The organism is Streptococcus merionis DSM 19192 (genome assembly GCF_000380085.1).
Lineage (GTDB): Bacteria > Bacillota > Bacilli > Lactobacillales > Streptococcaceae > Streptococcus > Streptococcus merionis.
The window spans coordinates 109,611-136,441 of record NZ_KB904558.1; the positions used below are offsets into that span (position 1 = coordinate 109,611).

Annotated in this window: 21 protein-coding genes and 1 tRNA gene; 4 read left to right on the forward strand and 18 right to left on the reverse strand. The window is 42.3% G+C overall.

Features of this window, described 5'->3' with window-relative positions:
* Positions 1–4 precede the first annotated feature (4 nt).
* The 9 genes from cas1c to A3I5_RS0109865 all read right to left on the reverse strand — a co-directional run bounded on the left by cas1c (position 5) and on the right by A3I5_RS0109865 (position 11,058).
* Positions 5–1,030, reverse strand: a complete 1,026-nt coding sequence (gene cas1c / locus A3I5_RS0109825; RefSeq protein WP_018374437.1) for a type I-C CRISPR-associated endonuclease Cas1c — start codon at positions 1,028–1,030, stop codon at positions 5–7.
* Positions 1,027–1,698: a CRISPR-associated protein Cas4 gene (gene cas4, locus A3I5_RS0109830; protein ID WP_018374438.1), complete on the reverse strand. Its 672-nt coding sequence runs from the start codon at positions 1,696–1,698 to the stop codon at positions 1,027–1,029. Before cas4 ends, cas1c begins: the two co-directional genes overlap by 4 nt.
* A gap of 1 nt (position 1,699) precedes the next feature.
* Positions 1,700–2,548: a type I-C CRISPR-associated protein Cas7/Csd2 gene (gene cas7c, locus A3I5_RS0109835; protein WP_018374439.1), complete on the reverse strand. Its 849-nt coding sequence runs from the start codon at positions 2,546–2,548 to the stop codon at positions 1,700–1,702.
* Between the two features lie 3 nt (positions 2,549–2,551).
* Positions 2,552–4,429 (reverse strand): type I-C CRISPR-associated protein Cas8c/Csd1, encoded by a 1,878-nt coding sequence (gene cas8c / locus A3I5_RS0109840; RefSeq protein WP_018374440.1) that lies wholly within the window; start codon positions 4,427–4,429, stop codon positions 2,552–2,554.
* A complete protein-coding gene (gene cas5c, locus A3I5_RS0109845; protein WP_018374441.1) occupies positions 4,429–5,166 on the reverse strand; it encodes a type I-C CRISPR-associated protein Cas5c in 738 nt (245 codons plus the stop codon). Before cas5c ends, cas8c begins: the two co-directional genes overlap by 1 nt.
* Before the next feature lie 279 nt (positions 5,167–5,445).
* The gene (locus A3I5_RS0109850; RefSeq protein WP_018374442.1) at positions 5,446–7,854 is read right to left on the reverse strand and encodes a CRISPR-associated helicase/endonuclease Cas3; all 2,409 of its coding nucleotides are present in this window, start codon (positions 7,852–7,854) and stop codon (positions 5,446–5,448) included.
* Positions 7,855–8,052: 198 nt separating this feature from the next.
* Positions 8,053–8,652, reverse strand: coding sequence for an HD domain-containing protein (locus tag A3I5_RS0109855; RefSeq protein ID WP_018374443.1), 600 nt, complete (start codon positions 8,650–8,652; stop codon positions 8,053–8,055).
* A 9-nt stretch (positions 8,653–8,661) separates the two neighbouring features.
* Positions 8,662–10,650: an excinuclease ABC subunit UvrB gene (gene uvrB / locus A3I5_RS0109860; RefSeq protein WP_026217033.1), complete on the reverse strand. Its 1,989-nt coding sequence runs from the start codon at positions 10,648–10,650 to the stop codon at positions 8,662–8,664.
* Positions 10,651–10,731: 81 nt separating this feature from the next.
* Positions 10,732–11,058 carry a putative heavy metal-binding protein gene (locus A3I5_RS0109865; RefSeq protein WP_018374445.1) on the reverse strand — a complete coding sequence of 109 codons (327 nt, stop codon included), beginning with the start codon at positions 11,056–11,058 and terminating at the stop codon, positions 10,732–10,734.
* 405 nt (positions 11,059–11,463) lie between these two features.
* Here A3I5_RS0109865 and A3I5_RS0109870 point away from each other — a divergent pair, with 405 nt between their 5' ends.
* Positions 11,464–13,656: an ABC transporter substrate-binding protein/permease gene (locus A3I5_RS0109870; protein WP_018374446.1), complete on the forward strand. Its 2,193-nt coding sequence runs from the start codon at positions 11,464–11,466 to the stop codon at positions 13,654–13,656.
* Entirely contained in the window at positions 13,656–14,396 is a 741-nt protein-coding gene (locus A3I5_RS0109875) for an amino acid ABC transporter ATP-binding protein (RefSeq protein WP_018374447.1), read from the forward strand. The genes A3I5_RS0109870 and A3I5_RS0109875 overlap by 1 nt, the downstream gene beginning before the upstream one ends.
* Positions 14,397–14,880: 484 nt before the next feature.
* On the opposite strand, the gene A3I5_RS0109880 is transcribed toward A3I5_RS0109875, so the two are convergent.
* The 7 genes from A3I5_RS0109880 to cdaA form a co-directional block, all read right to left on the reverse strand.
* Positions 14,881–16,671, reverse strand: coding sequence for a glycerophosphoryl diester phosphodiesterase membrane domain-containing protein (locus A3I5_RS0109880; RefSeq protein ID WP_018374448.1), 1,791 nt, complete (start codon positions 16,669–16,671; stop codon positions 14,881–14,883).
* A 287-nt stretch (positions 16,672–16,958) separates the two neighbouring features.
* On the reverse strand, positions 16,959–17,117 hold the full coding sequence (locus tag A3I5_RS12700; RefSeq protein ID WP_018374449.1) for a hypothetical protein: 159 nt from the start codon (positions 17,115–17,117) through the stop codon (positions 16,959–16,961).
* A 952-nt stretch (positions 17,118–18,069) separates the two neighbouring features.
* A complete protein-coding gene (obgE, locus tag A3I5_RS0109890) occupies positions 18,070–19,383 on the reverse strand; it encodes a GTPase ObgE (protein WP_018374450.1) in 1,314 nt (437 codons plus the stop codon).
* Between the two features lie 84 nt (positions 19,384–19,467).
* On the reverse strand, positions 19,468–19,596 hold the full coding sequence (locus tag A3I5_RS12445; protein WP_018374451.1) for a DUF4044 domain-containing protein: 129 nt from the start codon (positions 19,594–19,596) through the stop codon (positions 19,468–19,470).
* Between the two features lie 189 nt (positions 19,597–19,785).
* Positions 19,786–21,138, reverse strand: coding sequence for a phosphoglucosamine mutase (gene glmM, locus A3I5_RS0109900; RefSeq protein WP_018374452.1), 1,353 nt, complete (start codon positions 21,136–21,138; stop codon positions 19,786–19,788).
* Between the two features lie 104 nt (positions 21,139–21,242).
* Positions 21,243–21,950: a CdaR family protein gene (locus A3I5_RS0109905; RefSeq protein ID WP_018374453.1), complete on the reverse strand. Its 708-nt coding sequence runs from the start codon at positions 21,948–21,950 to the stop codon at positions 21,243–21,245.
* 8 nt (positions 21,951–21,958) lie between these two features.
* Positions 21,959–22,816: a diadenylate cyclase CdaA gene (cdaA, locus tag A3I5_RS0109910; RefSeq protein ID WP_018374454.1), complete on the reverse strand. Its 858-nt coding sequence runs from the start codon at positions 22,814–22,816 to the stop codon at positions 21,959–21,961.
* 96 nt (positions 22,817–22,912) lie between these two features.
* Here cdaA and murT point away from each other — a divergent pair, with 96 nt between their 5' ends.
* Positions 22,913–24,256 carry a lipid II isoglutaminyl synthase subunit MurT gene (gene murT / locus A3I5_RS0109915; RefSeq protein WP_018374455.1) on the forward strand — a complete coding sequence of 448 codons (1,344 nt, stop codon included), beginning with the start codon at positions 22,913–22,915 and terminating at the stop codon, positions 24,254–24,256.
* Positions 24,256–25,044, forward strand: a complete 789-nt coding sequence (gene gatD / locus A3I5_RS0109920; protein WP_018374456.1) for a lipid II isoglutaminyl synthase subunit GatD — start codon at positions 24,256–24,258, stop codon at positions 25,042–25,044. The genes murT and gatD overlap by 1 nt, the downstream gene beginning before the upstream one ends.
* Before the next feature lie 328 nt (positions 25,045–25,372).
* On the opposite strand, the gene A3I5_RS0109925 is transcribed toward gatD, so the two are convergent.
* Positions 25,373–25,445, reverse strand: a tRNA-Ala gene (locus A3I5_RS0109925).
* Positions 25,446–25,694: 249 nt separating this feature from the next.
* Positions 25,695–26,792 (reverse strand): G5 domain-containing protein, encoded by a 1,098-nt coding sequence (locus A3I5_RS0109930; RefSeq protein WP_428835818.1) that lies wholly within the window; start codon positions 26,790–26,792, stop codon positions 25,695–25,697.
* Between the last annotated feature and the right edge of the window lie 39 nt (positions 26,793–26,831).

The following is a 26,831-nucleotide window of genomic DNA, read 5'->3' on the forward strand; positions in this document are numbered from 1 at the left end:
TCTCCTAAATTAAAAACGGCGGATAAGCGTCCAAGTCTCCTCGAATAGCTTTAGCCAATAGCTGAGCTTGGACGTAGGGGAGCAGCATCAACTTCACTTTTTCTTTTAAAAATGGATGTTCAACCTCGGTGTGCTTGCGCTTCTGCCAGTTTTCAATAAAGACAGCTCGTCCCTTTTCGGTTAGAAGGACACTTCCATTTTCTTTGATCTCAAAGTGCTTAGCTGTCAATTGTCCACGATTGACCAGAGAAAAGACAAAACGATCAACGATAAAAGATCGGAATTCCTCCACCAAATCAAGAGCTAAACCAGCTCTACCAGGACGGTCTGTATGGTAAAAACCGACATAGCTATCTAGGCCAACCGCTTCTAAAGCCGATTGACACTCATAAGTCAGCAAACTATAACCAAAGGACATCAAGGCATTCAAACAATCCAATGGCGGCCTCCGCGAACGACCATTAAACCTGAAAGTCTCTTTATCAGATAAAACCATATCGTTAAAGGCGCGAAAATATTGGTTTGCAGCCTGACCTTCAATACCTAGCAGCATCTCTTTATCTTGAGCAACTTGAACGTTTTCCAATGCCCAAACCAGCTCATTATCAATTTCTTCAAACAACTTCACATCAACGCGATCCCTATGATCTCGCTTAAAGCGGAGCAAGTATTTACGCGAATTGGAGATTTTAGCAAGCATAAACCGTTTGGCAAAATCCAGTGATTCAACATCATCTGCTAATCGATAGTGTTGTCTTCGAAGAAGAACATTTCCATTGGTCGGTCCAACAAAACGCCCGCAAAACCGACCTTGAGGCGTGTGAAAGGAAAGATTGATTTGATTTTCTGCACAGAGCTCAATCAGAGATGGTGATGCGCCGAGATAAGAAAAGCAGACAATCCCATCAATAATCCGATAGGGAAAACGATTTAGTACCTTTCCATCTTGCTTTATGACAATATTATCCCGCTCACGCGTCAAGTAAAAATCTTCCTGCGTTAGGTAAAGGGTATTGAGTAATTTTTTCATAACAACGCCTCACTTCTAAGCGCAGACTGGATATAATTCGACACGCTTGGTGTCTTTTTACTGAGCCTTGGCATACAAATATCAACCAGAGAACACAGCTGGCAATTTCTAAAATAGGCTGCCTTTTCGATTCTTTTATCTGCGTAATAAGCATGCATCTGAGCTGCCAAGTCTGCAACTTTCTGTCTACGAGCAGGAGTGATAATAATCTCTTGCTTTTGATTGACACTGTGGTAATAGAGATAGCTCTTATCAATCTGGCATCCCAATGTCTCTTCAAGGCAAATAACCTGAGCGACAAGCTGGACAATATCCCTACTATCCTTTTTAGGTTTCCCCCGTTTATACTCGACAATGGTCGGTAGCCATCTTCCTCGTCTACCCTTTAAAGCAACACCATCCTCATGCTTATGAAACTCAACGACATCTAAAATACCATACAGCCCCAGAGACTTGGACGAAACCTGCATAGCTCTAGAGGTAATGATGTCTTTTCGTTTTTCCTTGACATACGGGTTATCTGCTTTTTGATGCAGAACTTGGCCATGAGCAGTCGCTTCATTATCCAGCCAATGCTGCTCGATATGAATTAATCCCCACTGTCTTTTGCAGAACTGAAAGTGCTGAATGCCCGAAAGCATAAGATAATCATCTTCTGCATATCCCATATTACAGTCCTTCTAGGATTTCAACCTTCAACCCTTTTTCTTGGTAACTTTCTAGTTTTTCTTGATTCAACCTGATGGCATAATCTTCATAGCTATTCTTGTCTAACTGCTCCTTATTAAATTCTAACAAATCAAAGACACGCGCGCTAGACACATTTCCTAATTTGCTGGAGTGTGTAAACCAAAACACTTCACGAATACGCATAGATCCCTCAGGTCGAGCCGATGAGGCATCATTTTCAAAGAGACTCAGCAGAGCTTCCTTAATAACCTCAGCATCCGCATCTGAAAAACCAGTTTTCTCTGCAAAATGAGCATTAATAGACCCCTTAATGACATAAACACCATAATCCACAAAATGCTTAGTTCCCATCGTATCCGAAGAGCGACCACTATCATTTTTGGCTTCCATCCCGTTGGTGCTTCGAGTAATTTGAAGGCTGGAAATGACAATTGGTTCTAAGGACTTAGCCATGCTAATCGAAACTGGCCCTCGAACACCAATAGATTTTTTCAAATAAGTGAAAACTTGTCCAAAACTACGCACATCCAACCATAGTTGATTAGCTGTTTCTTCAACTTCTTGATCAGGTGTCTTGGCAGTAAAATGATTTGAGAAACGCTTCTCAAGCGAGCGAAATTCATCTTCAATTCGATCACCAGCCTGCACAAATATCGGATACCCCATATCTTGCATGCGATTTCTGATTTTGCGTTTGATCGAAACATCACTCATCAATCCAAACCCTTTGGCATCTGTTCTGGGCATATTGCCAGATAACGGATCCCCATTGGCATTAGCCTCTCTCACCTCAATAGTTGCCATAAAATCAATCTTATGTTCTAACATGACTTAGTCCTCACTTTCAGTTTTAACTTGTTTGGTATAAAAGAAACGTTTTTCAGCATAATAGCCAAAAAGAAACATGTATTCAAGAGCTTGATTGAACTGTCTAGAAGTGAATTGATTCATTAATCGCTCCATAATTTGCTCCTTTTCCTTGGCCAATTTATGCCAAAGCCCTGGACGATTCAGCTTCAAGACTTCCTCATAAGGTTTGATCTTGTTTTCCAAAAGCATCATCATCTTAGCTGGTTGGCCAGTATAAGCAGTCCAATACCGCTCTGCATTTGTGATTCTCTCCTGAGAATTGCCATCCATCACATAGCGCTGAGTTTCAATCAACTCGTAAATCGCTAAAAGCCTTCCGAAGAGGTAAGACCTGTCATGATTTTCCTGATCTATCATTGGCGTGAACACCTTTCTATTTTGCTTTTGTAATACTGCTAAACTCACATATTGCAGTTGATACCAAGTTTTAGGATATTTTTGCCGTTGCCTAATATTTTCTTGCAGCTTATGGACCAAAGCTCTAGGAATTTCTTGTCCATCCAGCAAAGCTGTTACCAATTGCTGATATTGATCGCTGAGAAAGCTATCGTTATCCAACTCTAAATAGCGACCACGATCAACCCCATAGGCAGCCACGATAATCTCTCTGAAGCTCGGTGTTTTTTGATAATAACCAACACCACCTTTCAATTGACGCTCCCAAGAGTAAGAATCCTGCCATTTTTCAAGATGTTTTAACAATCTCGATCCCTGTAATTGTCGAAAATATTTGAGAGCAATACGCCCATCATTTGTTTTGTTTAAGATAGCCGCGTTATAAGTTGAGCTATTTTGGAAGATTTTAGTACCTCTTGTAAAAGAGTCACTAATATTACGATTATCGTCCTTGACAGTAAATGCCGCAGTCTCATCTTCCTCTTCATCGTAATCACCGAAAAAATCAGAAGCTGTAATATCCAATGCACTGTCATTGACAAGGTCACTATCAAACCAATTAATCAGATGTTGTCCAGAACCCAACCAGGCATGGGTTTTCTCCCTTTCAAGCAGGAACTTTGCCATTAAATGAATCTTTTCAGAGGTCTTATTGCCAACTGTAAACACATCCTCACGTTCTCTAAAACGCCCCTTATAGGCTTCACCATTATTACTCACCGAAATGAGTTTGGCATTTCCTAGAAGCCCCCTATGTTTAGTTGCCAAAATCTCTAAATCGCCACTGATATTGCAGCGGATTTTTTCTGCATCTGCGGCCTCAACCACCTTGATATAATCCTGATGAAGTTCTTGGTAATTGCTGACAGAAACTGTCTTTAAACCGATAAAATTGTCTATTGCAAACTCTAGGAAACAGGCAGATAAATCCGTATCTTTTTCTTTTCCATCAAATACAGTCGTAATCTTCAAACCATCACGACGATACTCTTTTCCAAAGAGTGATCGGCAAATCACATCCAGAAAGTCAGCTCTTTTGATAAATCCTTGAATCAGCTCAAGATATGATTTCACTGTTTTATCTTGGGAAGAGCCTATCCAGCTTTCAAGCTGACGGTGAAATGTCTGATACTGAGATTCATTCTGTTCTGAAACATAATAAGACAGTTTATCGACCAAGGGATGGGGAGCAGGATTTTTCCCAGAACGCGCCACCGAATCAGGTGTTACAGGAAAAACAATACTTGTTTCTGCTCCCATAAATTCGGCACGCATAAAGTTGCCAGACTGATCCAATTGGACGAAAATGATATTCTTTCCATTAGATTTGAGACTCGTGTGGTAACGTGGCAAAAGGAGCGTTTTTCCTTTTTCAGGATTATCCACCCATCCTGTTTCTTCTGCCTTGTCGTAAGTTTTTAAAAGCGAGGTAAAGAAATCCATCACTGACCTCCTTCTTCTCGGACACGATCTACTTCATATGCCTCATATTCATCTTCTACCGAGCGAACAGGGCCAGATACTTTAAATGCATAGCTCGAAAGAGTATTGACAATCTCACAGTCTTCCTGAGGCTTAAAATGAATCCTGCCATCCGTCATAACTGTCCTTGTAAAAAAGGATCGCAAAGGTTGACTCTTATCCTTGGGGTAAGCAAAGGAATGAAACATAACACCGAAATCAATCTCTTGACCATCATATTCAGTTGATGCTGATTCGTAGTCGTCTTGACTAATTTCTTCCACTAGACCAAGACATTCTCTCGTTCCCAAAAAAACATCTCTTCGCCCACCTTTACGGATAGAGCGTGCCATAATGGCCTCATGTTTATTGGGCAATCGGTCTTGTATCAAGTCTGGACGATCTTCATTCCAAATAAAGTGAAATTTCACTAAATAATCCACTTCGCTAAGGTAAGAGACATAACTCAAATCAGCTCCATAGTTCGCTAGCAAGGCCCGAACACCATGCAGCTCCGTCTGTATTTGATTGACAACCTTCACCTCAGTCACGACATTGGTAATAGTTGGCTTGTGATAAACACTATCAACAATGCCTTGCAAAGCCTGCTTAGTAGGCACAGCGTAGGAGCTACGCTCTCCACCCCCTTTGGTCGCAGGGTTTGTGAATAGTGCCCTATCACCAGTCACTCGTAAATAGAAATTCCGTGATCTATACACACCAAAACCTCCTTTTCTTTTTATTGGTCACAAATTAGAAAAACACTTATAAGAAGTTCTAACCTCTCACCTGTTTGTAAACGCTTTACAAGCGTTAGTATATCATTTTAAGAATCTCTTGTCAACAATTTTATTCATCATTCTTTGTAATAAAATTTAAAAAATAGGTTTTGATTTCGAAAAAATTACTTGATATACTGTTATTATCATCATTAAAGATGTGGATTGAAATATCATACTTTGGAAGTATTGATCGGTCGCAGGCAGCTTTTTCTTGTCCTAGAAGATAAAGCTGTCTGCTTCTTTTTTAACACCAATCACATCATCGTAATATTCTTCTTGCAAAAACAAAACTTGACCATTTAGATATGATCGAGTCGCTTTGAGCAACTCGTCTGTCTCTCTGAGATTCACGGTGAATAGTTGTAACTTTTTCAAGTCCTCTTTTATGTCTCTGAGGTCTTCCAATTCTGGAAAAGTTGGCAGTGCCGCTAATCGATCTTCCAAATTCAGCAGCGCTTCTTCCCAATCTTTATGAAAGACAAAAACTCCAAGACTCTCATCATCAATCAAGTCCATCTTCTGTCCAGCTGTCTTAAAGGATTGACGCAAAGCCCCTTTTTTCGGACCAGAGTACGAGTTAGAGCTGAGATAATCGTAAACCGTGTCATTATCACCAACTGGATAAGACAGTGTTCTGGCATCTTCATTTGCAAAATATTTCTCAAAATAAATAGCATTCAATCGAGAAACATCAATCGGTGATGAGAGACCATGCAAAATGTCCTCCGTCACCTTTTTCTTGTCTCTGATAGCCTTTAATCGCGAAAGATTCTCCTCCTCTTTGCTGACATTGACAAGAGTGACACACCCTTTTTCACGCTTTCCTTCACGATTACAGCGGCCACTAGCTTGCACAATAGAATCAAGTCCAGCATAAGAGCGAACCACCTGTTCAAAATCTAAATCAACCCCTGCTTCAATCAGTTGTGTACTCACACAAATCAAAGGAAGCCCAGCCTCTAGCCCTTCTTTTACCTCAGCAATGACATTTAGGCGGTGTTGAGGACACATGTTGGTCGACAGATAATAAAGCGGGCGATCGGTTTGCCCCTCAAGCAGTTGATAAAGCCGCCCAACACTTTTCTTTGTATTCAGAACAATGAGAGTCGATTGATTCTGCTTCAAAATGCTATCAGCTAAGTCGGTTAGACTGGTTTTCTCATCTTGCTCATCAAATTTAAAAAGTTCTGTCCTTTGAAAAACAACCTGTTCATTCGCAGACAATTCTACAATATCAGGCTTCTCACCATTTTTTCCACCATATTGGATAGGATGAGCAATGCTCTTAGAATCATAAATCGGTTGAGTTGCGGTGCACAAAACAACCGTAGCTCCCATAACACGGCTCAAAAAGTTCATGGTGAGATTGAAGAGCGTTGTCACTTCAATCGGCAGTGACTGGACTTCGTCCAAAATCACAATACTATCAATCAGACTGGAAAACCGCCTGATATTGGCAGACTTAGTTTTAAAAAGCGTTTGAAAAAACTGCACCATAGTCGTTAAGACAACTGGACTATCCCAGCTATCCAACAGATAAGCAGATAATAATTCCTCTTGCTCACCAACTTCTTCTCCCTGATCACTTTTATCCTTAACCACATTTGAGTGATGCTCTAGAACGCCATTTTCTCCAATCACCTTTTTCATGGCTTGAGCATTCTGCTCCAAGACTGATAAATAAGGCGTCACATAGAAAAAGCGTTGTTTCTGCTGGAGAACCATCTGGTGGCTTGCATATCGTAAACTTAAATTGGTTTTTCCAGCACCTGTCGGTAAATTCAAACGGTAAATACCTGGACCGTCAGTAGTTCCACGCTCTTGCACGCGAGTAGCTACTTGATTTCTGATACGATTTATAGGCGTTTTGGGATCAGCAAAACCAGCATAAAGCTCCTCGACAGATTTTAAATAGGCTTTAGCTAAATACTTGGTTTCATCAGGATTGGGAGGTGTTAATAGCGTCTCATAAGCATTGATGGTATCTAAAATATCAGCGTTTTTTAGAAGAGACAAATAAAGCCTTACCACACAGGCATTGTAAAAATCTTTTTCTCCGTCATCATTGTAGGATACCTTTGTCCAGATCGATGAGAAATTCTCAAAAGCAAGGGTAATAAGATGATCCAAACTCTCGTATCCGTATTGGGGAAGTTGCTTTTCCAAAATACTGGCAAAATCTTCAACATCTGGTTGATAGTGATAACCTTCTTCAAAACCAAAGCATCTTTTGGCTAACTTATTGAATTGAAAAAAAGCGCTGTTATCCGCATCAAAGCGAATATCATACATGCCGTGGTGAGCAGATATGACGTAAGCCACGATCTCATTGAAGAGGTTGAATTCTTTTTTTGAAATATTCTGTCTTTTTAGGACAAGGCGAATCTTTGCAAATAGATACTTTGCTCCAGCATAGGAATGATCCACATGCAAATTCGGTTTTCGGGTTAACTTTTCTTGAAAATTCCTGTCAGCCTTTCCTAAATCATGGAAAAGACCGATAAGAAAAAGGGCATCTCCTTGATCGATAGCATCCGCTTCAGACCTAGCCTTCTCAGCAACTAAAAACAAATGGTCCTCTAACAATTGAGATTCTCCCGTTTCTAGACGATAGTGTGCAAACATGGCAACTCCTTATATTATTATTGTTTTTATTATATCACATTTGTAAGCGCAACCAATTATTTTTGTAATAAGTTTATTTGAAATCTATATCTTGTCTATTAAGCAAAAGGTCACATTAGAACTAAAACAGGATAGGATTCGAATAGGTCAAATAACCCCTGCTCCTAACCTGTTTCAAACTAATATATCGCTAAAAGGCTAAACATCAAGATACAGTCCCTTTTTCACACTGGCGTCAATTAGATATTGAGTCAATTCCCATAATGGTTGGGACTCTTCTGCAATAAAGGCCTTACGCGCTAAGACTTGGGTTTTGGTTAGACCAGACGGATTTTCATTTTCTTCAGCAATGAAAAAATGATTCATGAGAGGAGCTAAAGCATCAATGACTCGTGCATAGCGGGCTTCTGCTGAGTTTCCTAATTCAAATTCCTGCCAGTGTTCTAAAGCAAACTGCCGCAAATCATTGGGCAATTTTCCAAAGGTTCTTTGAACTGAGAGCCATTCACGCTCATAGGACGTGGTCTTCCCCTCCTCATCAAAAGCAGATGTATCTCCTGCATGGATTTCACCAACATCATGAAGCAAAAGCATGGTCATCACACGTTCCATATTGACCGGCTCAGGAAAATAAACCATCAAAAACTGAGACATAATGGCCAACTGCCAGGAATGCTCTGCTGAATTTTCGTGTCTCCCGTTGTCGAACGTTTTATTCTGGCGTTTAACTGTCTTTAGCCATTCTAACTCTTTAAAGAAAGACAAAAGCTCCTGCGGTGTTCGGTAATTGTCTGCCATCTCATCCTCCTATCCCATCGCCCGCAACTCCAAGACCATGTCACGGATCTGAGCGGCTAATTCAAAGTCAAGCAGACCTGCCGCTTCTTGCATCTGTGCTTCGAGATCTTTAATCATTGCTTGACGCTCTTTCTTGGTCATGGTTTCTGGAGATTGCTTCTTGATATCATCTTTATCAACTGATTTGGTTACAGCGATCAAATCTCGGATATCTTTTTTGATGGTTTGCGGCACAATGCCATGTTTTTCATTATAGGCCATTTGAATAGCGCGACGACGGGCGGTCTCATCAATAGCGCGTTGCATGGACTGGGTCATATTGTCTGCGTACATGATAACATGCCCTTCGCTATTACGAGCTGCCCTACCAATGGTTTGGATAAGTCCTCGCTCATTGCGAAGAAAGCCTTCCTTATCCGCATCAAGAATAGCAACCAAGCTGACTTCTGGCACGTCAATCCCCTCCCGTAGAAGGTTAATCCCGATAAGCACATCGAAGACCCCCAACCGTAAGTCGCGGATAATCTCGGTTCGCTCTAACGTCTTGATGTCCGAGTGCATGTACTTGACTTTGACACCCATTTCCTTGAAATAATCGGTCAAATCCTCTGCCATTTTCTTGGTCAAAGTGGTGACAAAGGTCCGCTCACCCTTCTCAGCACGGCTGGTAATCTCCCCCAAGAGGTCATCAATCTGACCATGCGTTGGACGAACTTCCACTTCTGGATCTAAGAGGCCTGTCGGACGAATAATCTGCTCTACGATTGTGTCGGTCTGTTCAATTTCATAGTCACCTGGCGTCGCAGAGACATAGACAATCTGGTGGACATGGCTTTCAAATTCTTCCCTGCGCAGCGGACGATTATCTAGCGCACTCGGAAGGCGGAATCCGTAATTGACCAGCATCTCTTTACGAGAGCGGTCACCATTGTACATGCCCCGAATTTGCCCCATGGTCATGTGACTCTCGTCAATCATAATGAGAAAATCCTCTGGGAAGAAATCCAGCAAGGTATACGGTGGCTCACCCTCAGCACGGCCATCCATGTGTCGAGAATAGTTCTCAACCCCATTGGTATAACCCATCTCACGTAGCATTTCGATGTCGTACTCAGTCCGTTGTTTAAGCCGCTGCGCTTCTAAAAGTTTGCCCTCAGCTTCAAAGATCTTGAGCTGTTGCTCCAACTCGGTCTGAATTTTAGAAATCGCCTGCTCCATATGATCAGCATTGGTCATAAAGTGAGTAGCTGGGAAGATGGACAAGTGATTAACTTCACCCAGAACACGCCCCGTTAGCGCTTCAATCTCACGAATACGGTCAATCTCATCTCCGAAAAATTCCACTCGAAAAGCATGCTCGTCACGGCTGGCTGGAAAAATTTCGACAACATCGCCACGCACACGAAAACGCCCACGCTGAAAATCAATGTCGTTGCGCTCAAATTGGATGTCAACCAAGGCATTCAACAGACCATCGCGGGAAATTTCCTGCCCTGGACGCAGGCTAACGACACTATCAGAATATTCCTTGGGCGAGCCCAAACCGTAGATACAAGAGACAGAAGCAACGACAATTACATCGTTACGTTCCAGTAGAGCTGAGGTAGCCGAATGGCGAAGCTTATCGATCTCATCATTGACCGAGCTGTCTTTTTCAATATAGGTATCAGAGGACGGCACATAGGCCTCAGGCTGGTAGTAATCATAGTAGGACACGAAGTACTCCACAGCGTTGTCTGGGAAAAATTCCTTGAACTCGCCATAGAGCTGACCAGCTAGGGTTTTATTATGAGCGATGACCAGAGTCGGCTTATTAACTCGCTGGATAACCTGACTCATCGTGTAGGTTTTACCAGTCCCTGTCGCTCCCATAAGAATCTGGGCTTTTTCGCCCCCTTCAATGTTGTCAACGAGTTGCTCGATCGCCTGTGGCTGATCGCCTGATGGCTCGTACTTAGATACAAGCCTAAAATGGTTTTCTGTTTTACGTTCTATCATAAAATTATTATAGCACATAACCAAAAAGAGAGTGGAAGAGAACTTTATATCCGTCCGTTCCACTCTCAATAGTCACTTTTCTTAATAGCCTGTTAACGACACCGCTGTTCCACTGCAAGTCACCATCAGCATGCCATTGTCAGCACCAAGGACTTCATAGTCCATCTTGACAGCAATAACCGCATCAGCACCCAACTCGGTAGCGCGAGCTTCCATCTCCTGCAAAGCTGTCTCACGCGCCTGAGTCAATTCACCTTCATAGCTACCCGAACGACCCCCGAAAATATTACGAAGGCCTGCACCGATATCCTTGAACATATTGATTCCAGTGATCACTTCACCAAAAACAATTCCTTTATAGGCCGTTACTTGACGACCGTCCACACTCTGAGACGTTGTAATAATCATAACTACCTCCTTATATTAAGATACAAAGCCCGTTAAGAAAAGCGTTGAAAAATGAAAAAATTGACGCAGAGTCACTCAGACTCTAGGAAATTTTTGAATTTTTTCTAGCTTTTTAGGGCGTGTTCAATTCCAAGATACAAAGGGCATAAAAAAGTAGCCCTGACAAGAATCTCATAACTATACTATCTAACTGAAACCCCTTTCTTACATTATACCCCTTTATCCCCTAGTATTGCAAGTGAAATCACAGCCTTTATTTCTGTTATTTTAGTTTTTAATGTGATATTTTCTAACATGAATACAGGGTTTGATTTGAAAAAATTTTCAGAATTTGATATAATTGAAAAATATTTTACATTTGAAAGAGTTGACGTTACAGTTCTTTCTGATTAGAAGGAGTTTCTCATGAAGAAAAAGTTTTTAGCTCTCGTGCTAAGTTTACTTCCTATCTGGACTATTTTGGGAGGACAGGAGGTCAAGGCTGAAACCATTGACATCGTCTTTGATTCAACCTATGCTCCCTTTGAATTTCAAGACACGGATGGCACCTACAAAGGAATTGATGTCGCCATTATCGAAGAAGTTGCTAAGCGAGCTGGATGGACGACCAACAACACTTACCCCGGTTTTGATGCCGCTGTCAATGCCGTTCAGTCTGGACAGGCTGATGCCATTATGGCGGGAATGACCATTACAGAAGCTCGCCAAAAGGTCTTTACCTTCTCGGACTCCTATTTTGACACTAGTATCGTTATTACGACGACTGGAAATCAAAAAGTGACGCGCTATGATGAGCTAAAGGGAAAAACTGTTGGCGTAAAAAATGGAACAGTTGCCCAAAGCTTTCTAGACGAAAACAAGGACAAGTATGGCTATACGGTCAAAACGTTTGACACAGGAACTGAGATGTACAATAGCCTAGCAGCTGGAGCGGTTGATGCGACCATGGATGACACAGCCGTAGTCCAATACGCCATCAAACAAGGACAAAATCTAGCCATCAACATGGAACCCGAAAAAGTTGGTTCCTTTGGCTTTGCGGTCAAAAAGGGCGGTCACTACGAGTACTTAATCAAAGAGTTCAACAAGGCTCTCAAAGAAATGAAGGCTGACGGAACCTATGATGCCATCATAGCAGAATGGGTTGGTGAAGATGAAACCTCTGAAAAGAGCTTCTCAAGTAACCTGACCTTGACTGGTAATGCGCTTGCTAAAGCTACTGCTATCAAACCTAGCTACACCATTGTCAGCGATTCTTCTTTTGCTCCCTTTGAATTTCAAGACGATAGCAACACTTATGTCGGCATTGATATGGAATTGATTAAGGCTATTGCTGAGCAACAGGGTTTTACTATCGAGATTCAAAACCCAGGTTTTGACGCTGCACTCAATGCCATCCAGTCCGGCCAGGGCGATGGTATGATTGCAGGGATGTCAATCACCGATGCTCGCAAAGAAACCTTTGACTTCTCAGATGCCTACTACACGGCTAACGCTATCCTTGCTGTCAAAAAAGGCAGTGATATCACAAGCTATGAGGACCTAAACGGTAAAACTGTTGGGGTCAAAAATGGGACAGCTTCTCAAACATTCTTAGATGAAAACAAGAGTAAGTATGGCTACACCATCAAGACCTTCTCTGAAGCATCGGCCATGTATGACTCCCTCAACACTGGTGCTGTCGTTGCTGTCATGGATGACGAGCCTGTTGTAAAATATGCCATCACTCAGGGACAAGACCTTGAAACACCAATCAAAGGTACTCCAATTGGTCAATACGGTTTTGCAGTCAAAAAAGGCAGTAATCCTGAACTAATCGAAATGTTCAACAACGGTCTAGCTGCCTTGGTAGAATCTGGCGAATATGATAAGATCCTTGCTAGTTACCTCTCTGAAAGTCAGGCAACTGCCAAAACGTCCTCTGTGGACGAGTCTACCATTGCAGGCCTCCTTGGCAATAACTGGCAGCAACTCCTCAAAGGACTTGGTGTAACTTTAGGCTTGGCATTGCTGTCCTTTGCGATTGCTATTGTTATCGGAATTATCTTTGGTATGATGGCGGTTAGCCCCTCTAAAATTCTCCGTATGATTTCAAGCTTCTTTGTCGACGTTGTTCGTGGGATTCCCCTTATGATTGTGGCAGCCTTCATCTTCTGGGGTATTCCAAATCTGATCGAATCGATGACTGGTCAGCAAAGTCCAATCAACGATTTTGTCGCAGGGGTCATTGCCCTTTCTCTCAATTCAGGTGCCTATATCGCAGAGATTGTCCGCGGTGGTATCGAAGCTGTACCACCTGGTCAGATGGAAGCTAGTCGCAGTCTAGGCATTTCCTACGGAAAAACGATGAAGCGTATCATTCTCCCTCAAGCTGGCAAAATCATGCTACCAAACTTTATCAATCAGTTTGTCATCACCCTCAAAGATACGACTATCATTTCAGCAATCGGCCTTGTCGAACTCTTCCAAACAGGAAAAATCATCATCGCACGAAACTACCAATCTTTCCGCATGTATGCGATCTTAGCGGTACTGTACTTGGTTATTATCACGCTTTTGACTAGATTGGCAAAACGCTTAGAAACGAGGAATACATAATGTCAAAACTAAAAATTGACGTCCAAGATTTACACAAGTATTACGGGGAAAATGAAGTTTTAAAAGGCATCACTACTCAATTTTATGAAGGCGATGTGGTCTGTATTATCGGGCCCTCTGGGTCTGGTAAATCCACCTTCCTTCGCAGTCTTAACCTCCTTGAAGAAGCAACCAGTGGACACATCATTGTTAACGGCTATGATCTGCTGGATAAAAACACCAAGGTTGATGAGGTTCGCGAAAATATCGGAATGGTCTTCCAACACTTCAATCTCTTTCCTCACATGACTGTCTTGGACAATATTACCTTTGCACCGATTGAGCACAAGGTCATGACTAAAGCAGAGGCAGAAAGCTATGCTATGGAATTATTGGAAAAAGTCGGCCTCGCTGATAAGCGCGATGCCATGCCAGATAGCCTTTCCGGTGGTCAAAAACAACGCGTGGCCATTGCACGCGCTCTTGCTATGAAGCCTGACATTATGCTCTTTGATGAGCCTACATCAGCTCTTGACCCAGAGATGGTTGGTGATGTACTCAATGTTATGAAAGATTTAGCTGAGCAAGGGATGACCATGCTAATCGTGACCCATGAGATGGGCTTTGCTCGTAAGGTTGCCAACCGTGTCATCTTCACAGATGGTGGTGAGTTCCTTGAAGACAATACCCCTGATCAAATCTTTGATAACCCACAGCATCCACGCTTGCAGGACTTCCTCAACAAAGTTCTCAACGTCTAGGATAATTTAAAACCTGTATTGACAGCTCAATACCCTTTTAAGGCTCGTTTTTTGAAGACAGGGCAGCTCGTACGTTTTCAAAAAATGCTTCGATCATTGGAAAACAACCTCCTGAATCAACAGGATCTTGGGAGTGAGACAGCACTCCCACCCAAAAACAGACATCACAAAAACGAATGATACGCATCTTTAACGCTTGAAAAAATGCTATCATTCGTTTTTTGTTTTATTAGAGTTGTTTGGAAACCGAAAAATGTTTCAAAAGTCAGACTTTTCCATTATCGGAAGAGTGATTGACTGTAACAGCGATTTGAAAACGTAAAACAACAATTTATGATCAGGGAATGACCTTTCAATGAGTTTCCGAATAACTCTATTAGATTTTGTCTCTTTTTACGTTTTCAGTGATATCTTTTCTAACATGAAGAAAATCAGGAGAAGTTCTTATCATGCCTTTGTCCTGACTGCATGGAAAGTCGTTTTTCTATTCTCGGATACCTAATAATCGCAAAGCTCTGGCGAAGTAACTATCGTCTTCTAAAAGGCTAGCTTGCTCCATCTTAAAAAGAGCCAGTTCGTCAGTAATGATCCCATTGACTGGGCTTTGTAGGTAGTTGGATAAGCTGGTCGCATCATTGATGGTCCAGACATAAAGATCTTTACCTTGCTGCTCAGCACTAAGCATGATAATTTCATTGTAGGAAAAATCCTCAATCACGTAAAAATCTACCGAATAATTACCAAAATTGCCAAACTGTAACGGAATCACATAACCCGTGGACAACTCAGGTGCTTTCTGCTCCAATTTCTCCATGACCTTCAAATCAAGCGACATGACTTTATCGGTCTTCTTGATATTTAATCGCTTCAACTCCGCAAGTACTAAATCAACATAATTATCTGGCTCGTCTCCATGTGGCTTGAGCTCTATTAAGAGTGGCTGATTCAACTCCTGAGCCCTCTTCACATAGGTTTCTAGAGTGACAATCTCGCTGGTAAAATCATTCTGAAAGATTTGCAAGCCTTCTATATCAACCAAGTTTTTCTCTGAAACGTTCCAATTTCGACCAGCTAAGCGTCTGAGATTATTATCATGAATGACCACAAACTGCTTATCTGCCGTCATCAACACATCCATCTCCACCAGATCAGCTCCTTTAAGACTTGCAGCTTCTAGAGCCTCGAGCGAATTTTCCACGCCAGCTGTAGTATCCCCACGATGGGCAATCATGAGAACCTCTTTATTCAGATTGACCAGATAGAGCTGCACACCATTATAGATGACGGAAACCACCACCGTGACAAGAAGGACAAGTTTACTCCACTTCGGATAACGAAATGGCAAAGCCTTGCTCTCAGATAGGGTCACATAGGCAATCGACTGATCTGCCTCATCTGCTCCCAGAAGATGATTAACCAGCACCTCTATCGTCACCAGCTTATTCAAGAAAGCCACAATATATATCGTGCCCTTGACCAAACTATAAAAAAGCGTCTGTAGAGCAATATTATTCCACAAGTTATCCAGATATCCGAAGATGATGGACAAAAGATAGGTCATTAAAATCCCAGCTCCTGCCACAAGCCCTGTAAACAGCCCGATGACAACGATTAATCTGAACTTGTTCTGGCGCGTTAACCGCCAGCTCTGCGTCACATTTTCCCAAGGGGTATTGTCATTGACCACCGACAGTGGTAAAAAATAGATGAGTCGAATATTGAGGTAAACGACCAGACCAATGACACTATAATATATAACTATTCCTAGATCCGTTTTCAGCAATTCCCCTGTGATGAAATCAGGAATGCGAAACCGCTCCAACAAAGGCGAGCTGAGACCAAGATTACCAACGGGAATCATCAAGGCTAAATAACTCAGAAAGACAAAAAGTTGCGGGCCTGATAGCCACTTGATCTTTTGCCATGTCGCCTTGAGCATGTCTCTGATTTCCACATTGCGATAGGAACTGACAATCATATAAACCAGACAGATATACTCTAAAAAGATAAAACTTGCAACCAGAAGGCTATAAACAATGAGCATCAAGAAAGGTCCCGTTTGCCCAATCACTTCAAAAGTATTTTCCTGAGTCAAACTGGAAACGCCAGCCAGACGCAAGGCTAACCGAAAGACGCTAGATAAGACAAAGCGGCCAACTGTCATCAGAAACACCTGCAAGAGGATGCTGGTTAACAGATAGCGATACTTGTGGTTGTATAAATTTCTTAGGGATTCCGTGACTAATTGACGAATGCTCAAAACGACAAACTCCATTCATTCTTTTGTTCTATTATAACAGAAAAATGCCAGCTAAAAGCAATAAATTACCAGCACCTCCATTTCGTTTTTCAGGAAAATTCCTGAGAAATTATGAAACTAGATAAAAGCCCTAAAAACAGTAAAACTGCCTGAAAATTTTGTTAAGTCAATATTGCTTTTCTACTTTATGAAACCAAGAGCGATACACTCTGTTTCAGAAAGTCATGCCAACGACACATTGATTTTGAGATAGCTTTACCAATCTATTCCATTTTAGCACCATTCAAAAAGGCCAGCCCAAGCTAGCCCTTTTCTTTGTTTAACTTCTCTCGCTCCAACCTCAATTTGCGATTGGGATTGAGGCGGTTAAAAAGTTCTTCCAATTTTTCAGCGTTCCAAACATCGGCTGCTGAAACAAAATTACCATTTTTATCTTTAAAAGATATCGGTTTATCACCCATAAGATAACCTCCGTTTAAATGATGTCCGCCATAGCAAAAACTTAGAAAGACGAGTTTGAAACAGACAGTCGTGATGATTTCCACCTCACCCGAAAGTATGTAATCTTCGAAAATACATATAAAAATTGGTAAAATCTCAAATCGACTTCCTTAACTCTCCTGTTTTCCAGTTCGAATTAAAAATTTCCTGAAATGTTACGACACGGGGATAAACCAGTCGATATTACTGGTTTATCGCAGTTAGTAAGGTCGTTAGGTTGTCCGCCATAGCGGCAACCGTAGAAATGCAAAAAAGACATTACGACGTGAGAAAAGTCATTCGATAATAATGACTTTTCGAGCTAGTAAGACCTTTAGAGAGTGGGACAAAAATCGGTAATTTCTCAGAAATTCGATTTTCTTCGCTCTCTTATTTCAAGGCTCGAATTAAAAATTTCCTGAAAGGTTACGACACGGNGATAAACCAGTCGATATTACTGGTTTATCGCAGTTAGTAAGGTCGTTAGGTTGTCCGCCATAGCGGCAACCGTAGAAATGCAAAAAAGACATTACGACGTGAGAAAAGTCATTCGATAATAATGACTTTTCGAGCTAGTAAGACCTTTAGGAATGACCCAAGATAGGGCATTCCGTAGAAGGGCTGTTTCTTTAGAAACTAGCCATTCGTAAGGTTTTTTACCTCGCTCTCTTATTTCAAGGCTCGAATTAAAAATTTCCTGAAAGGTTACGACACGGAGACAAACCAGTCGATATTACTGGTTTGTCGCAGTTAGTAAGGTCGTTAGGTTGTCCGCCATAGCGGCAACCGTAGGAATACAAGAAAGACGTTACGACGTGAGAAAAGTCATTCGATAATAATAACTTTTCGAGCTAGTAAGACCTTTAGGAATGATCCAAGATAGGGCATTCCGTAGAAGGGCTGTTTCTTTAGAAACTAGCCATTCTTAAGGTGTTAATCCACAAACTCAAACTCGAAGTTACCGAGACGCACAATATCGCCATCTTTAGCACCACGTTGGCGCAGGGCTTCGTCAACTCCCATACCACGCAGTTGGCGGGCAAATTTCATGATCGACTCGTCCCGATCCATATTGGTCATGACGAAGAGTTTTTCAATCTTTTCACCAGAGAGTACCCAAGCCGCATCATCATCACGACTGATGTCAAATGGACGTTCGTCTTCTTGGAAACCATAGTAGACTTCATCTTCTTGGAAGTCAGATTCGTCATAAAGGAGAAACTCATCCGTCACTGCCAACAAGTCAGCTGTCGCTTCTAAAAGAGCATCCAGTCCTTGATGAGCAAGTCCTGAAATCGGAAAAATTGGTGGTACTTCGTCAAACTCATCATAGTTAGCTGTTAGCTTTTCCTTAAAAGCCTTTAGATTTTCCTCAGCGTCTGGCATGTCCATCTTGTTGGCCACAATCAGTTGTGGGCGCTCCATGAGACGAAGGTTGTAGGTTTCAAGCTCATGGTTGATAGCCAAATAATCCTCATAAGGATCACGTCCTTCGCTAGCGGACATATCAATGACATGGAGAATAACACGTGTCCGCTCAATATGACGCAAGAACTGAGTCCCCAAACCAACACCCTGCGACGCTCCCTCAATCAATCCGGGCAAATCCGCCATAGCAAAGCTGTCACCTGACTTGGTGCGCACCATACCAAGATTTGGCACGATAGTCGTGAAATGGTAAGCGCCAATCTTTGGCTTAGCTGCTGTCACAACACTAAGCAAGGTCGATTTCCCAACAGATGGGAAACCAACTAAACCAACATCAGCGAGGATTTTTAATTCCAACTGCAGTTCGCGCTCTTCACCTGGTTCACCGTTTTCAGCAATTTCTGGTGCTGGATTTTTCGGTGTGGCAAATCGGATATTGCCACGCCCACCGCGACCACCACGGGCTGCAACGAACTCCTGACCGTTTTCGACCAAATCTGTGAGAACTTTACCTGTCTCGGCATTACGCACAGTCGTTCCTTGCGGCACTCGAACAATCAAATCTTGGGCACCACGACCGTGCATGCCCTTAGTCATCCCTTTTTCACCTGATTGCGCTTTAAATTTTCGGTTATAGCGGAAATCCATCAAGGTGCGTAACCCCTCATCAACTCGGAAAATCACCGAGCCCCCTTTGCCGCCATCGCCGCCCCAAGGCCCGCCATCTGGCACATATTTCTCGCGGCGAAAGGCTACCATGCCATCACCACCCTTACCAGCCTTGACCGAGATCTTAGCTGTATCTAAAAACATACTCATTTTCTAATACCTTATCTTTTTCAAAAAGAAAGCAGGACCGCACGAAGGACTCTCCTTAACGCTTCCCGCCCACTTTTGTTTCTTCTATCGTGTCAAGACACCGACTACTGAGGCAATAATCCCAAAGACCATCGCCACAAGCATGATCAATACGACCACTGAGGTCAAAATTTCAAAAGCCGTTTTCTTTTTCTTTTGCTCACCAAAAGCCATGATGTTTCTCCTGAATAGTTTTACTTATCTGCCCAAATCTTACAGTCAAAATAAGACTGGCATTATTCCGATAATAGGCTTATTCTATCACGTTTTAAAGGATTATTCAATCATTATCCCTAAAATCAAAAGAGAGTGAGAAGAATTAATCATCGCATAGGAATCACGATTTTCATCTCACTCTTTTTTCTAATCCAAACCAATTTCAGTCTTAACAACTGCCGCAATGGTATCTACATAGTAGTCTACTTCAGCATCTGTAGGCGCCTCAGCCATGACACGCAAAAGAGGCTCCGTTCCGCTTGGACGCACGAGAATCCGGCCATTTCCATTCATCTCAGCTTCCATCTGCTCAATAATCGCTGCAATTGCTGGTACTTCCATCGCCTTGTCTTTCATGCTATTTTCCACTCGGATATTGACCAATTTTTGAGGGTAAATAGTTACTTGAGCGGCTAACTCGGAAAGTTTCAACCCTGTTTCTTTCATGACCTTGGTCAATTGCACAGCGGTTAACTGGCCATCTCCAGTCGTATTGTAATCCATGAAAATGACGTGTCCAGACTGCTCACCACCTAAGCTGTAGCCATTCTTGCGCATCTCTTCAACCACATAACGGTCGCCAACAGCTGTTACAGCCTTGCTGATCTCATGTGCATCAAGCGCCTTGTGAAAACCAAGATTAGACATAACGGTTGTCACAATTGTATTCTTAGCAAGCAAGCCCTGCTCAGACAGGTATTTTCCAATGATAAACATGATCCGATCACCGTCAACCAAATCACCATTCTCATCAACAGCAATCAAACGATCCGCATCTCCATCAAAGGCCAGACCGACGTCTGCTCCTTTTTCTTTGACCAAGTCTTGAAGAGCTTCAGGGTGAGTAGAACCAACACCATCGTTGATATTAAGACCATTTGGTTTATCACCAATCACTGAAATCTCCGCATTGAGATCTGCAAAGATCTGACGGGCGCTAGTTGAGGCCGCACCATGCGCAGTATCCAGCGCAACTTTAAGTCCTTCTAGATCTTTCCCAGTCGAAATGAGATACTGTTGATATTTCCGCAATCCTTCAGGGTAATCAACAAGCGTCCCCAAACCATCTGCACTTGGACGTGGCACTGTATCCTCTGCAGCATCAAGTAAAGCCTCAATCTCAGCTTCGCGGTCATCATCCAACTTAAAACCATCTGCACCGAAAAATTTAATACCGTTGTCCTGAGCAGGATTGTGGCTAGCAGAAATCATGACACCCGCACTCGCCTTTTCCGTACGAACTAAGTGTGCCACACCAGGTGTCGCCAGCACACCAAGTGTATAAACTTGGATACCTGCTGAAAGAAGCCCAGCAATCAAGGCTGACTCTAGCATTTCTCCTGAAATGCGGGTGTCACGCGCTACAAACACGCGTGGTTGGTTAGGCTCATGCTGACTGAGCATGTAGCCCCCAAAACGTCCGAGCCTAAAAGCCAATTCTGGTGTTAACTCTACGTTAGCTTCTCCACGGACACCGTCCGTTCCAAAATATTTCCCCATTGTAATATCTTTCTAAACTTCCTATCGTTTTATTATTGACATCATAGCAGATTAATGTGTTATCAAGACGTCAAATTTGAAACACTTTGATAACAAGATGACAGTTATTTATCAGACTTCTTAACCTTGATAATCAAACTCGTCTCTCCTGGTTCGATGACTGCTGGAAGATAGTTCCCATTAACATCAACCGCTTGCAAGGCAACAATAACCGTATAGTTATCCTTAACCGTGACATCAGCTGGCAAGAGAGCAGCAACATGGTCTATCTTAGACATGGTATCTTCATCTGTCACAACTTCGACTTCTGAGTCTTTCACCGTGACACTGCTGACTTTGACACCATCGTCAACTTGGCCCTCTGCAAATTCGGGTTTGACACTAAAAACCTTAGAGACGCGCTTTCCAATTTTGGCGGTAATGGTAGCCGGTAAGACTGTCGCATTCACACCTGTCGGTAAGTTTTCAAGCTTCAGAGGAATCTCATGTGTACCCGATTCTAAACCGCTGAAGTCTGCCGTCACAACAAAAGATCGAGTGGCTTCCTGACTCTCTTTTTGCAAAGTGACGCGGTTAGAGGAGGTTAATTGTACCGTTGCATCTGACGTAAAGCCCGACACAAAATACTCCGAGTTATCATAATTATTGAGATTGATCGGAACATTGTAGATGGTATTGGTAAAAGTTTCAGAGTTCGTTACCTTGGCAGCAGATGTTGTCTGAAAGTTGCTGAACGACGCATAGAAAAAAAGAAAAAGGGCAAGGATAAGGGAGACTGCTAAGAAAAAAAGATTTTGTTTTTTATCATTCATAACGCTACCTACTTTCCTTCCCAAAATTTAAACCATTTTTTACTTTTTGATTTCCTAGCTTCATCCGAAATCAAAATGCGGCGCAGCTCTGTCTTAAATTCATCCCGTGATAGGTCGTGCTTGAAAACCCCATTATAGGTGGTTGAAATACTTCCTGTTTCTTCTGAGACAACAAACGTAAACGCATCTGTCTGCTCAGAAAGACCAATTGCTGCCCTGTGACGAGTCCCGAATTCCTTTGAGATCGTGGTAGAATCTGTCAGAGGCAAATAAGCGCAAGAAGCCATAATTTTATTATCTCTAATGATGACAGCTCCGTCATGGAGAGGGGTATTTGGGATAAAGATATTGATAAGCAACTCGCTAGAGACATCTGCATCAAGTTTGATTCCTGTTGCAATAAACTCCTTTAAACTTTGGGTTCCTTCAACACTGACCAAGGCCCCAATTTTCCGTGGCCCCATATAATCAGTAGCTTTCAAAAAAGACTGGATTAAAATTTCCTCATCACTAAGTGTCGCCTCTGAAGTAAAAAGAGATGCTGAGCGGCCTAGTTTTTCAAGAGCAGAGCGTATTTCGGGCGCAAAAATCACTACTGCTGCAATGACACCGTAGGTGAAAATCTGATTTAAAATAAAAGAAATGGTCTGAAATCCAAGAAAAGTTGCGACTAGCTGTGCCATAATAAACAAGGACACACCACGAATCAAGGTCATGACCCGCGTTCCAGACAAGGCTTTAATGAAAATATACAAGAGCCCTGTCACCAAGATGACATCAATGACATTGGCTATTATCCGCCATGGATCTGCAAATAAACTTTCCCAAAATTGACTGCTATTTTGTAATAGCTGCGTAAAACTCATACAAACCTCCCTCAAAGATACACAAAAAACACTACCTCCTCATTATATCATTTTTTCCAGATGAATGATACGAAGAAATGTGATAAAATATCTTATATGAAATTAAATACTGCTATCGGCATTCTGGCTGGAAAAACCAGTCAGTGGATGCTTCAAAAACTGGGGAGAGGATCAACCTTGCCAGGAAAACTGGCTCTTAAATGCGACCCCAATCTCTTAGAAACTATCGCTAAAGACTATGAAATCGTGGTTGTTACAGGAACTAACGGTAAAACCTTAACCACTGCCTTAACTGTTGGGATCTTAGAAGAGGCTTCCGGATCAGTCTTGACGAACACATCAGGGGCTAACATGATTACCGGTATTGCCTCAACCTTTTTGTCTGCCAAAAAAACCAAATCAGGAAAGAAAATCGCTGTTCTTGAAATTGACGAGGCTAGTCTTCCAAAGGTGACAGAATATCTGAAACCAAGCCTTTTTGTCTTTACCAATATCTTCCGTGACCAGATGGATCGCTATGGCGAGATCTACACGACCTACCAAATGATTATTGATGGCGCAGCTAAAGTTCCTGAAGCAACTGTTTTGTTAAATGGTGATAGCCCACTCTTTAACTCGGTTAAACTCGTCAACCAAGTCAAATATTATGGCTTTGCAACAAAAGAAAGTGAACCAAAGCTGGCACATTACAATACCGAGGGTGTGCTCTGTCCAAACTGCCAGCACATTATCCGTTACCAGATGAACACCTATGCTAATCTCGGTAGCTACATTTGCCCAAACTGTGACTTCAAACGTCCTGAGCTGGATTATGCCGTGACAGAATTGACCGAATTGACCAATACGAGCAGCAGCTTTGTCATTGACGGGCAATCCTACCAGATTAACATCGGCGGAGTCTACAATATCTACAACGCCTTAGCGGCTGTAGCTGTAGCTGAACACTTTGGTGTTGCTCCTGAAATCATCAAAAAAGGTTTTGAAAAAAGCCGAGCAGTCTTTGGCCGTCAGGAAACCTTTGTACTCGGAAATAAAACCTGCACTCTGGTTCTCGTCAAAAATCCAGTCGGTACTGATCAAGCACTGGAGACGATTGCGCTTGCTCCTTATGATTTCAGTCTGTCTGTGCTTCTAAACGCCAACTATGCTGACGGTATTGATACCAGCTGGATTTGGGATGCCAAATTTGAAAAAATCACAGAAATGCCAATTCCGCAAGTCTATGCTGGAGGGGTTCGTCATTCAGAAATCGCGCGTCGCTTGCGGGTCTCAGGCTATCCTGAAGAGCAAATCACTGAGTTGGACAGCCTAGAAGCTGTGCTGAATGCCATTGAACATCAAGAGACAGAGCATGCTTATATCCTAGCGACTTACACAGCCATGCTGCAATTACGTGACCTTTTGGCTCAGCGTCAAGCTGTTAGAAAGGAGTTGACATAATGGTCTACACAAGCCTACAAAGTCCAGCAGACAGAGACTATACTTTTGAACTCCGCATTGCCCATCTCTACGGTGACTTGATGAATACGTACGGCGATAACGGCAATGTCCTCATGCTCAAGTATGTGGCTGAAAAGCTAGGAGCCAAGGTGACTGTTGATATCGTTTCTATAGATGACCCTCTCAATCCTGAGGACTATCAGATCGTTTTCTTCGGAGGTGGTCAGGATTACGAACAATCCATTATCGCTAAAGATTTGCCTCAAAAACAGCAGGCACTTGAGACCTATATTCATAATGACGGTATCGTTCTAGCAATCTGCGGCGGTTTTCAACTTCTAGGTCAATATTATATCGAAGCCAGTGGACGTCGGATTGATGGGCTTGGTATTCTAGGACACTACACACTCAATCAAAAAAATAACCGTTTCATCGGCGACATCAAAATCCACAACGAAGAATTTGATGAAACCTACTATGGTTTTGAAAATCATCAAGGCCGCACTTTCCTGAGCCCTGATGAAAAGCCTTTAGGTAGATTGATTTATGGCAAAGGAAATAATGGCGAAGACAATACCGAAGGCGTTCATTACAAAAATGTCTTTGGCTCTTATTTTCACGGACCAATCTTGTCACGTAATGCCAATCTAGCTTATCGCTTGGTCACAACTGCTCTTTACAAAACCTACGGCGATGATATCTCCCTTGCAGCCTATGATGAAATTCTCAGCAAAGAAGCGCCCGAAGAATACCTAGATGTCAAATCCAAGGCAGAATTTAATCCATAACGATATTTTATGCTCATTCAAACGTCGTCAGCGTGCCTTGCCTACGCTAGTATAGCTTTCGGCTAGCTTCCTAGTTTGCTTTGTGATTTTTATTGAGTATTAAAGTCCAATTCCACTGAATCGGGCTTTTTTGTTGGCCGAAAGAGAGTGACCAACTAAAGTTTTTAACTCAGGCTGAAACTATCCAGCGGATGGTCTCATTTCTTCAAACCACCGCGTTTCCCTGTTTTTACCGAGCAAGAATAGTATTTCCCCAATTCCTTTCGGAAGACTAAAAATAAAAAAACGCTGACACACCAACGTTAACCGAAACCGCACGAAGTAAATATGGAACCTAGGGGGATCGAACCCCTGACCTTTTGGCTGCCAGCCAAACGCTCTCCCAGCTGAGCTAAGGCCCCTCATTAAATGTTCCACTCAATTATACCTTATTTTGTGACTTTCGTCTAGTTGCTTTTTTTAAATGGTTTACTAACTTCACTGAAAAACAGCCAAAAGACCTAACCAGAACATTCGTCTCGTTAGGTCTTTTTGGTTTGTCTAAGCCCCTACTCATGGCCAATGCAGATAGGGAGAACGCTTGAATAAATTAGCATTCTCCTACTACCAGTAAGTGCATAGTGTCAATTAGAAGAATAATCTAGGCAAGATTACTTTTCTGACTTTTTCTTCTTTTGGATTATCAGAGAGACCACTAGGATAAGTAATACACTACCCAGTGCTACAAAGACACTTGTTGCTTCCCCTGTATTTGGCAACTGTTTCTTAGGTGTCTTGTCAGATGAACCTTTTTGAGTGCCAGAAGAAACTTGTTTTTGAGATTTTTGAGCCATTTCTGGAGCCATCTTTTCAGGCTCTTTTGTGCCCATTTCATTTTTCTCTTGCTGTGTNTTNGTTTCAGGTTTTGATGGNACTGGTTTNACTTCTTTCGTGCCAACTTCAACCACTTCGGTCACGGGGGCTTTTATTACTTGTTCACTGATTTNTTCNCGTGAAATCACTTTATCACCCTGCTTTTTGACCTTGTAAGTGATTGTTTTTTGGCCTTTTTGACCCGGAGTNGTTACTTTACGCTGACCTTTTGGCAGGTTAGGATTTGAAACCTCTTTTGTCTCGTAAGCAATATCCTGTGTTTCAGTTTCTTCGCTTTCGACAATTTCCAGCGGAGTTTCCACTTTTGTACCAACTTCGATNATGCGCGCAATCGGCTGAGTAGTCACTTCATCAATGATTATCTCACGTGACACTACTTTTCCGTCTTTTGTCGTGATTTCTTCGACAGTGGTGCGAATACCAACTTTACCTTCTTGTTTTACACGTGTTTGACCTTTTGGCAAGTCCTTGTTTTCAACTTGCTTGGTTTCAAACGGAATTTCGACTTCTCTCTTCTTCTGTGTCTTAATTTCAGGTGTGTGTGGTTTTGGTTGGCTCGGTTTCACTTCTTTTGTGCCAACTTCAATGACTTCTGTAACTGCTTCTTTGGTGATTTTTTCGTTGACTTTGTCACGAGAAAGAACCTGATCGCCTCGCTTACGGACTTTATAAGTGATTTCTTTTTCACCTTTTTGTCCAACGACTTTGACACGACGTTTCCCTTTTTCAAGATCGTTCGCTGGAATTTCTTGTTTGAGATAGTCGATNGCTTCTTTTTGGATCTCTGTTGTCTCTACAATCGCTGGTTCAAGTGGCGTGAGTGGACGATGTGTCCTTTCATATTCTGCGATGAAGTCATCAACTTGCTTTTTCACCTTGGCAACATTTTCAGGGATAAATGTTTTGTAGTCAAA